This is a genomic window from Caballeronia terrestris (assembly GCF_001544515.1).
GTDB classification, from domain to species: Bacteria; Pseudomonadota; Gammaproteobacteria; order Burkholderiales; family Burkholderiaceae; genus Caballeronia; species Caballeronia terrestris.
The window spans coordinates 141,186-151,416 of sequence record NZ_FCOL02000014.1 but is presented as its reverse complement, the minus strand read 5'-3'; the positions used below and the strand labels follow the sequence as shown (position 1 = coordinate 151,416).

Sequence of the window (10,231 nt, the reverse complement as noted above, 5' to 3'; positions counted from 1 at the left end):
TTACACGACGCTGAGTCGCCGCGCGCAAGACCTGAAAGTCAGGTTACCCGCCCTGCGCAGCGGCGAACCGCTGCATCTGGTGGTCGATAGCACCGGCGTGAAGCTCTACGGCGAAGGCGAATGGAAGGTGCGCAAGCACGGCTATTCGAAGCGCCGCACCTGGCGCAAGGTGCACTTGGGACTGGACGCGAAGACCGGTCAGGTATGCGCTGCGCTGATGACGCATCAAGACGTCGCCGATGCCGACGTGTTGCCCAAGCTGCTCGATCAGATCCCTGCGGACGAACCGATCGATACCATCGGCGGCGACGGCGCGTACGACACCAAGCAATGCCACGCGGCGATCGCCGCACGCGATGCTCAACCGTCGATCCCGCCGCGCGAAGGGGCGATGCCCTGGTCTGAGAACACGCCTGGCGCGAGCTGGCGCAATGAGGCGATTGACGCCATTGCGCGAAGCGGTCGACAGGAATGGAAGAAGCGCAGCGGCTACCACCGGCGCTCGCTCGTCGAGAACCTGATGTATCGACTCAAGACGCTGACGGGCACTCGTCTGTGGGCGCGCTGCATCGGTTCCCAAGCAACCGAGGTAGCGATCCGCGTGGGCGTGCTGAACCGCATGACGGCGCTCGCACGCCCGCAGTCCACCCGCATCGCATGAATTCAGGATCGCAGAAGCCATCTTGTCCTTACGTTCGACTTATGCAACAACGCCCTATCGAGGAGCACCGGCGCATCGAGCGCTGCCACGGTGGGCGCCAACGCTTCCAGCGGCGCTATCGCGCTGTCGAGCTGTCGTCCGCCGTGATTGGAAAGGATCACGCCATCCGCGCCTTCTGCGATGCATCGAGCGGCATCGTCGGCCCTGCTGATGCCTTTGACGAGCAGCGTGTGCGGCCAAAGATCGCGCAGCCAGCGCAGGTCTTTCCAGGAAAAGCTCGCGTCCATCTGGCGGCTCATCAGTGCCGCCTGCACCTCGGTGTCCTGCGCCTCGCTGCTCTCGAAATTGGCGAGCTTGGGAACACCATGCCGAAGCAAATCGAACGACCATTGCGGATGAAGCACGCCATCAGCGATGGTTCTCGCGCTGTACTTCACGGGGATGCCGAATCCATTTCGCACGTCACGCTCCCGCTTGCCGTTGATGCTCACGTCTGTGGTCAGAATCAGCGTCGTGTATCCGGCCGCCAGCGCGCGTTTGACGAGTTGCTCCGCCAGCTTTCGATGAACGACGTAGAGCTGAAACCACAACTCGCCGTCGCACCGTTTCGCGACGGTCTCAATCGATGCATTCGACGCCGTCGACAACGCGAACGGAATGCCGAATCGCGCAGCAGCCTTCGCAAGCGCAATGTCACCCTCAGGCCAGAAGATGCCGTTCAGTCCTGTCGGCGCGATGACCATCGGTGCAGTCATCGAGCGTCCGAACAACGTGCTGCGAATGTCTCGCTTGCTGACATCGACGAGCCTCCGTGGCTCGAAGCGGACCTTCTCGAAGACCGCGCGATTGTGCGCGAGCCCAAGCTCGTCCTCGGCGCCTCCTTCGAGGTAATCGAACACCATCTTGGGCAGGCGCTTCTGCGCCAGCTTCCGATAGTCCGCGACATTGACAGGCGTATTCATGGAACTGTCCTTGATCACTTCAGGGCGCGCGCGTTTCGACTTCGATCAGCGTCGGCTTGTTGCTTGCCAATGCGCGAGATAAAGCTTTGGTCAGCGATTCACTGGAGTCCGCGCGCAGTGCCTGCACGCCGTAGCCTTCTGCGATCGCGCAGAAGTCGATGCCCGGCACGTCCAGTCCGGGAACGTTCTCTACTTCGAGAACCCCGGCGAACCACCGCAGCGCTCCATAGGTGCCGTTCTTCATGATGATGAAGATCGACGGAATGTTGTACTGAGCCGCGGTCCAGAGCGCCGTGATGCCGAAGTTCGCCGACCCATCGCCGATGATCCCGATCACCCGTCGATCGGGCTTTGCCATTTGCACGCCCACGGCGGCGGGAAGCGCGAATCCCAAGCCGCCGGCAGCGGCAAAGAAATAGCTGCCCTGCTCGGCCATGCGCAAGCGCTGCCAGAGAAGATTGGTGGTCGACGTCGATTCGTTGACGTAGATCGCGTCGCGGGGTGCCATCTCGTCGATCAGGTCGAAGACGCGTTCGGGACGCAACGGTCCCGGTTCCTCGGGCGCGAACTCGGGCCGTTTGATCGCAGCCGGGATCGGACGCGAACTCTGATGCACTTCACGAAGCAAGCCTTCGAGCGTTTCACCGATATCAGCGACGATCGCATCGCCCATCGGTGCGCGTGCCGCTTCCTGCGCGTCGCAGAAGATCGCCACCAGTTCCGCTCCGGCAGGCAGGTAATCGCCGGGTTCGTACTGGTGATAACGGAACACGGGAGCACCCACCACCAGAATAAGGTCGTGGCCGTCGAGCAGTCTTGAGATGCTCGCGATGCCCGCTGGCAACAATCCGCGAAAGCAGCGCTGCGTCGTCGGAAAGGAACAGCGTGGTGCGGAGGGTGCCATCCACACAGGCATGCGCAGCTTCTCGGCGAGCGCCACCGCCGTGTCGTTCGCGCTGCAAGCATCGACATCGGGCCCGACGATCATCACCGGATTAATGGCGCGCTCCAAACGAGCGGCGAGCTTTGCGAGCGTATTGGCCGAAGGGGAACCCGCATGCTGAACGCGTCGGCTCGCAAGATGTTCTACGCCTGGGCCCGCTTCCTTGCTCCAGTCGTCATACGGAATCGACACATAGACAGGCCCCATCGCAGGCGCGGAGGCCGTGTGAATCGCGCGGCTCAATGCGAGGGGAACCTCTTCCGCGCAAGCAGGCTCACAACTCCATTTCACTAAAGGACGCGGCAAGTTCGCTGCATCCACATTCGCGAGCAATGCTTCGACACCTACCATCGATCGAACCTGCTGTCCGGCGGTCACGACCAGTGGCGTATGCGAGTTGCATGCATTCGCAAGCGCGCCCATCGCGTTGCCCGTGCCTGCCGCCGAGTGCAGATTCACGAAGGCGGGACGTCCTGTCGCCTGCGCGAATCCATCGGCCATCCCTACGACAACAGCTTCCTGAAGGCCGAGCACATATCGGAAGTCGGAAGGGAAGTTTTTGAGGAAGGGCAGTTCATTGGAACCGGGATTGCCGAAGAACGTCGTCAGGCCCTGGCTGCGGAGTATTTCGTAAGAAGCTTCGTGCACGGTGGTCATTAGCAAGTTCCCAAGTGATGTACCGATGCTATGACCCGGTATAAGATTAATCAAATGAACACTTTTTGGTTCCGCAAATAGATGCCGTCTATAGTGGGCTCGCCAATGACCTCCGCGCTGACCGACCTGAATCTCATCCGAAATTTCGTCGCCATCTACGAGACGGGAAGCGTCAGTGCGGCCGCGAAACGGCTTTACATCACGCAACCGTCCGTGAGCCATTCACTTGGACGATTGCGCGATCTCCTCAACGATCCGCTGTTCACGCGCACGCGCGAAGGCATGGTCCCGACGTTCAACGCGACCCAGCTTTTTCAGAGCTTTCGAGGCGCGCTCGACGAAATCGAACACGCGATTTCTTCGGCGCGCGTGTTCAGCCCCGCGGAGTCGAGCAGGTGCTTTCGGGTGGCGATGTCGGATCTCGGCGAGCTGTACTTTCTGCCCTTGCTGATTCCGGAGTTGCAACGAGCGGCACCATCCGTCGAGCTGGAGATCGTGCAACTCGATACGGACCGGATCGCGGAGTGGCTGTCGACCGGCCGCATCGATGCGGCCGTTGGCAATCTGCAATTCGTGGGTGGACAGGCGCGTCGGAAGACGCTATTCGAAGAGACGTACTCGTGCCTGCTCAGCGCGACGCATCCGCAGATTGGCGACGCGATGTCGCTGGATGATTACGTCGCGGCCAAGCATGTTGTTGTCGCGCCCTTCTCGGGTCATCATCACGTCGAGGACGTGATGAGCGAGTTGGGGCTCGAGCGCAAGATCGCGCTGCGGGTGCCCCATTTCACGAATCTCGCGACCGTGATCGCTTCGAGCGATCTGGTCCTCACCCTGCCGACGCGCATCGCTCACGCATTCGCGATCGATGGACGCATGCGCGTGCTGCCTTTGCCGTTTCCGATACCGCCGTTTCACGTCAACCTGTATTGGCAGGCGCACTCGGCGGATTCGGCTGCACAGCAGTGGTTTTGCGATACGGTAGACAGGGTGCTGAGCGGCGTCTAAGCCGCTTCCGTTACGAGCGGATCAGCCGTCGCATGATCGTGCTGGGCGGAGCGTCGCTGATTGATCAACGAAACAGCAAGCACCGCGATCACCCCCGGCACCGCGATCGCGAGGAAGTTCTGCTGCAGCGGCAGCGCCATGCTGACGAGCACGCCGATCACGATCGGCGCGAGAATCGCCCCGCTGCGCCCAACGCCCGATGCCCAGCCGATACCCGTCGCCCGCACCGCCATCGGATAGAACTGTCCGGCGAATGCATACGTCACGATCTGCGTCCCGATGGTCGATGCGCCCGCGAGCCCGACCAGCACGAAGAGCGCCCACGTCGGCACCTTGAATCCGAGCAGGCTGATCGATACCGCCGCGAGTGCATACATCGCGATCAGCACGTACTTGATGTTGAAGCGATCTGCCATCCATCCGCCACCGATCGCGCCGATCATCGCGCCGAAGTTCAACACCAGCACGAATGTCAGTGCCGAGCCGAGGCTGTGTCCGGCGTTTGCCATGAGTTTGGTCAGCCACGAACTCAACGCATACACCATGAAGAGGCACATGAAGAACGCGATCCACAGCATGACCGTGCTGAAGCCACGGCCATCGGTGAACAGCTTGCCGATCGGCGGCGCACGCCGGGTGTCTTCGCCGGGAAGCGCGAAGCGGTCGCTTTCTTGCGGCTGATAGCCGGGCTCGATGCGCGACACGATTCCCTTCAGCGTATCGATGCGGCCCGACCGGATGAGGAACGGCATCGACTCGGGCATCCATTTCAGGATCGCAGGGACGAGCAGAATTGGCAGGCCGGCGGCGATGAACACCGACTGCCAGCCGAAGCGCTCGATCAGCCCTTTGCCGAGCAGCGCCGCGAGCATGCCGCCCACGGAATAGCCGCTGAACATCAGCGTGACCATCGTGCTGCGGATCTTGCGCGGCGAGTATTCAGTCATCTGCGCAACGACGTTCGGCATCACGCCGCCGATGCCGAGTCCCGCGAGAAAGCGCGTGACGCTGAACATCACGGGGTCGCTCGTGAAGCCGGCGGCCGCCGTGAAGACGCTGAAGAGCACGATGCAGATGGCGATGGCGCGCTTACGGCCGATGCGGTCCGCGATCGTTCCCAAGAATACGGCGCCGAACATCATGCCGAAGAGCGCGGAGCTGACCATGAAGCCGGCGCTCGTCGGCTGGACGCCCATGTCCTTCATGATCGACGGCAACGCGATACCGGCAACAGCCAGATCGTAGCCGTCGAAGATGATGATCAGCGCGCACCAGAAAAGCACGATTGCGTGGAAGCCCTTGAAGCGGGCATCGTCCGCGAGTTTGTGAACATCGATTTGACGCATGCGATATCTCCTTCGCTGTCGGTCTGAAATGCTGGTGGGCGTCTGATAGCACCTTGAGGGCACGACAAAGCGGTGAGCGCGAGGCAAAAAGCGCTCACGCTCACTCAAAGATTTGGAAAGGTTGCTTTGAACGCCGGCTTTTGCTCGCGCCGCTAATGAACGGCGCTAGCCGATTTTTTTATGATCGTCTTGCTTCGAAAACTGGCAAACCGCGGCTGGCCGATTCTTCGATCGAGTCCAGCCTTCTGTCAGGCCAAAACAGCTAGCCAACAAACATCAGTGCGCCGCCGCAAGATTGCGATCGATCACATCATGACTCGTGCGAATCGCGATGACCGCCAGCAGCGCCGCGACGAGCGGCACAGCCAGCGCCATATAGAACCCGCCCGGACCGCCAAGCGCGAGCACGCTGCCGCCCACGGCCGAGCCCGCGATCGCGCCGACGCGCCCCATGCCGATGGCCCAGCCTGTTGCGGTGGCACGCAGCGTCGTCGGATAGGCGCCGACCACGAGATAGTTGAGCGCGATCTGCTGACCGCCGATGCCAAGCCCCGCCGCCCCTGCCAGCACGAACACGAGGCCCCACGACGTACCCGCATAAGAGAGCCCGATCGCAATCGCGATCCCCAATGCGAGAAGCGCGATCAGCAGGCGCCGCGTGTTGATCTTGGGCAGAAGAATGGAAAGCGGAATCGCGCAGACGATGAAGACCGCGTTCACGACCACCGTTCCCATCGGCGCTTGCGCGGCGGGCAGCCCTGCGGCCTTGAGGACCGTCGGCAGCCAGGAGAGCAGCATGAACCACGCGATCCAGTTGAAGAGATAGACGCCCCAGATAGCGATCGTGTTGCGCGCGTTGCCATTCTTGAACAGCGCCCCAACGGTTGCGCGCGACGCCGCCGCTTCCGGTGCCTTGAATGCGATGTCGGCGGGCAGCGTTGCGGGAATGATCCGGCTCAGCGTCTTGCGCACCGTCTGCATGCCCTCCGTGCGCGAGCGGCTCACGAGGTAATTGAGCGACTCGGGCAGCGCGAAATAAAGCACGACGAGCAGCACGAGCGGCGCCGCGCCGCCGACGATGAACACGCCCTGCCATCCGATGACCGGCATCATGCGCGCCGCGAGCAGACCGCCGAGCATCGCGCCCGCTGGCAGGCCGAGCAAAACGCCCGTCATGATCGCGCCGCGATGCCGCGCGGGTCCGAATTCAGCGGCAAGCGCGAGCAGCACGGGCGTGCAGCCGCCCATGCCGAGCCCCGCAATGAAACGCAGGATCAGGATCTGGCTGGTGCTTCCGGCAAACGCGGTCAGCAGCGAGGCGACGCTAAAGAGCGCGACACCGCCAAGCAGCGCCGGGCGACGTCCCGCGCGGTCGCCCAGCAAGCCGAGCGTCATCGCGCCGATCGTCATGCCGAGCGTGCCCGCGATGAGAATCGGAGCGAGGTCGCCGGGGCGCAGACCGAACGCCGCGACGATCGCGGGGCCGGTGTATGCAATCGCCTGGGTATCGAAGCCGTCGAACAGCGTCGTGGCGAAGCACAGGACGAAGATCATCCATTGGTACGGGCGAATTGGCTCCCGGTCGATCAGCGACGATACGTCGAGCGAGGTACTCATTGTGTCTCCGTGCGTTTGGCGCGTTGTTCTGGTTGGCTTGATGGATCACTGCCGGGCCAGAATAGGCGAGCCAAACACACGCCGTCCAATACTGATCGAGTCTCGCACCATACCCCAGAGGCATGATGCGAGTTCAGCGGGTGCTGACTTACCGCACCGCGCGCGCCAGCACGCCTTCCAGTTCGGGCAGATCGACGGGTTTGACGAGATGCGCGTCGAAACCGGCCGCTTGCGTTCGCGCGATATCTTCGTCGGAACCGAGGCCCGTCATCGCCGCGATGATCACGCGCTCGCCGCACAGCGCACGCATCCGGTGGATCACGTCGAAGCCGGTCATGCCGGGCATCGAGAGATCGAGCAGCACGACCTGCGGCGTGCGACGCTCGAACTCCTCGAGCGCGCCGGGGCCGTCGTACGTTGCGCGCGACGTGTGCCCGAGCATTTCGGCGAGCAGCGTCATGCTGTCGGCGGAATCTTTGTTGTCATCGACGACGAGCACGTCGAGTTGCTGGTTCTCCGCCATGCCCGCGGGCGGCGGCGCGATGGTTTCGCGCGACGGCGCCTGCGCGAGCGGCAGCCACAGGCTGAACGTGCTGCCCGTGCCCGCGCCGTTGCTGCGCGCTTCGACGTGTCCGCCATGCAACTCGGCGATGGCCCGCACGAGCGTGAGCCCGATGCCGAGCCCGCCCTCATCGGGATGCGCGCCCGGTGCATGCTCCTGCACGAAAAGATCGAAGACTCTATCGAGCGCCTCGGCGGAAATGCCGCGACCGTTGTCGATGATCCGGATCACGAGCGCGTTCGCATGCGCCCCGATCTGCAGCGAGATCGCCGAACCGACCGGGCTGAACTTCGACGCATTGTTCAGCAGGTTGTTGAGCGCCTGCACGAGCCGCGTCACGTCGCCGCGAATGAAGAGCGGTACGCCGGCGCCCTCCACGACTAGCCGCTGCTGCCGCTCGTCGAAGAGCGGCTGGCTCGCCTCGACGCTCAGTTGCACGATATCCGCGACGTTGACGGTCTCGCTCGTCAGGCGAATCTTCCCCGAACTGATGCGGCCCGCGTCGAGCAAATCGTCGACGAGCTTTGTCAGATGCGCGAGTTGCCGGTCGACGATCTGGCGGCTCCTCACGACGTTCGCATCGTCCGATGCCTGCAACTTGAGGATGCTCACCGCATTGCGTATCGGCGCGAGCGGGTTGCGCAACTCGTGCCCGAGGAGCGCGAGGAACTCGTTCATCCTGCGGCTCGATGCTTCCAGTTCCTCGAGTCTGCGCCGCGCGGTCATGTCGCGCGTGATCTTGACGAAGCCCTGCTGCCGCCCTTCGCCATCGCGCAGCGCGGTCATGATGACGTGCGCCCAGAACGCCGAGCCGTCGCGCCGCACGCGCCAGCCCTCTTCTTCCACGCGGCCGCTCGCGGCCGCCTTGCGCAGCTCTTCGCCGGGCATGTCGCGGTTGAGGTCGTCGGGCGAATAGAACATCGCGATGTGGCGGCCGACCACTTCGTCCGCCACGTATCCGAAGATCGCGCGAGCGCCGTCGTTCCACGACCGCACGAAGCCGTCGTGGTCCAGCATGTAGATCGCATAATCACTGACCGAATTGATCAGCGAGCGCAGGCGCTCATCGGCCTCGGTGGCGCGGCGGCGGTCCGTGATGTCGTGCACGAAGCAGGTGAACTGGCGCTGGCTCTCGAACCAGACCTCGCTGATCGTGAGTTCGGCCGGGAATTCGGAGCCGTCGCGGCGCAGCGCGGGCAACTCGACGCGCTTGTTGATCATGCGCGCCTCGCCCGTCGCGAGATAGCGCGTGAGGCCCGCGCGATGCGCGTCGCGAAAGCGCTCGGGCACCATGAGCGCCGCGAGTTCCTTGCCCACGGCGTCCTGCGCGCGCCAGCCGAACAGGTTCACCGCCGCGTTGTTCCAGTCGACGATCATGCCCGCCTCGTCCATCGAGACGAACGCGACGTGCGCGTTTTCAAGCACGGTGCGCCGCCGCCTCAGCGCATCGGCGAGCTTCTTCTCGTACTCGATGCGCAGCGACGACTCGACCGTGAGATTCGCGCTGACGCTTTCATTCTGCCTTTGCAGCGCCTCGTTTTCGGAGGCGACCTCTTCCCGCGCGATCGTCACCGCGATGCAGGCGCAGAACGCGTCCAGAATGCCGACGTCGGTGGCCTTGAAGTAATCGACCTTGCGCGAAATCAGCTTGAGCACCGCGACCGAGCGTCCTTCGCAGACGACCGGCGCCACGACCATCGATATCGCACCCACAGCTTCGCAAGCCGCACGGTCCACGCGGTGATCGGTGGACGTATCGCGGCAGATGAGCGCCTGTTGCCGCGTGATGCATAGCCCCGACAAGCTTCCGCTCGCCGCGAGCCGCGTGCCTATATGACGTGCTGCCTCGCCGCTCGCCGCGCGGTAGACGAGTTCCTCGCCTTCGATCCATTCGACGACAGCGGACGCGACGCCCGATACTTCCTTGAGCGTGTCGGTGACTTGCTGCAGATAAGGACCGAGCGGCAATTTGGAGTGCGCGAGACTCGCAAACGCCGAGAACCACCTTTGAAAGTGCGCCTGCCGGCTGCGCTCCGACTGCTTTTCCACTGGTGACGAAGCCTCGTATTGGAAGCGCATGGTCCGTTCCGTTGTTATTGATTGAAACGCACTGCATTTTGCCGCAAGGGCCATCCACCCCGCGCAATTGTTCTGGAGAGTGTGATTGAAACAGAATCCACGCGCAAACGTTTGCGTGCATCAATTAGCGCGAATCATCGAATAATTTCATCTGGGAGATTTTTACCGCCAGGCAGGTAATTTAAACCGCATGATTAAGCTTGCCATAACATGACGTCATGGGGCCTCAAACAATTCCGGCGTTGTCGCCAGCATATTGACTCACTATATTTTTACTGACGACGCTAAGCGGAGACAAGACGGCGCATCGTATCTTCGCATATCGTCGCCGTTGCCGCTTTGCTGCCGCTACGCCCGAGCTGCTCCAAAAAACAGCATTACATCGACGAACTTTTT

Annotated in this window: 7 protein-coding genes; 2 read left to right on the top strand and 5 right to left on the bottom strand. The window is 62.6% G+C overall.

Features of this window, described 5'->3' with window-relative positions; all coding sequences use genetic code 11:
• The coding region (locus AWB67_RS14645) for an IS5-like element ISBhu1 family transposase (RefSeq protein ID WP_087656970.1) at window positions 1–661 on the top strand (661 nt) is incomplete at its 5' end.
• Window positions 662–663: 2 nt separating this feature from the next.
• Here AWB67_RS14645 and AWB67_RS14640 read toward each other — a convergent pair.
• Window positions 664–1,623, bottom strand: coding sequence for an alpha-hydroxy-acid oxidizing protein (locus AWB67_RS14640; protein ID WP_087656981.1), 960 nt, complete (start codon window positions 1,621–1,623; stop codon window positions 664–666).
• 19 nt (window positions 1,624–1,642) lie between these two features.
• Window positions 1,643–3,223, bottom strand: a complete 1,581-nt coding sequence (mdlC, locus tag AWB67_RS14635; RefSeq protein ID WP_087656969.1) for a benzoylformate decarboxylase — start codon at window positions 3,221–3,223, stop codon at window positions 1,643–1,645.
• A 105-nt stretch (window positions 3,224–3,328) separates the two neighbouring features.
• Here mdlC and AWB67_RS14630 point away from each other — a divergent pair, with 105 nt between their 5' ends.
• The gene (locus tag AWB67_RS14630; protein WP_087656968.1) at window positions 3,329–4,231 is read left to right on the top strand and encodes a LysR family transcriptional regulator; all 903 of its coding nucleotides are present in this window, start codon (window positions 3,329–3,331) and stop codon (window positions 4,229–4,231) included.
• On the opposite strand, the gene AWB67_RS14625 is transcribed toward AWB67_RS14630, so the two are convergent.
• From AWB67_RS14625 to AWB67_RS14615, 3 genes are all read right to left on the bottom strand, one after another.
• Window positions 4,228–5,577: an MFS transporter gene (locus AWB67_RS14625; RefSeq protein WP_087656967.1), complete on the bottom strand. Its 1,350-nt coding sequence runs from the start codon at window positions 5,575–5,577 to the stop codon at window positions 4,228–4,230. The two genes, AWB67_RS14630 and AWB67_RS14625, sit on opposite strands and share 4 nt — an antisense overlap.
• 276 nt (window positions 5,578–5,853) lie before the next feature.
• Window positions 5,854–7,194 (bottom strand): MFS transporter, encoded by a 1,341-nt coding sequence (locus AWB67_RS14620; RefSeq protein WP_200822233.1) that lies wholly within the window; start codon window positions 7,192–7,194, stop codon window positions 5,854–5,856.
• Window positions 7,195–7,342: 148 nt separating this feature from the next.
• Entirely contained in the window at window positions 7,343–9,835 is a 2,493-nt protein-coding gene (locus AWB67_RS14615; protein WP_087656966.1) for a PAS domain S-box protein, read from the bottom strand.
• Window positions 9,836–10,231 lie beyond the last annotated feature (396 nt).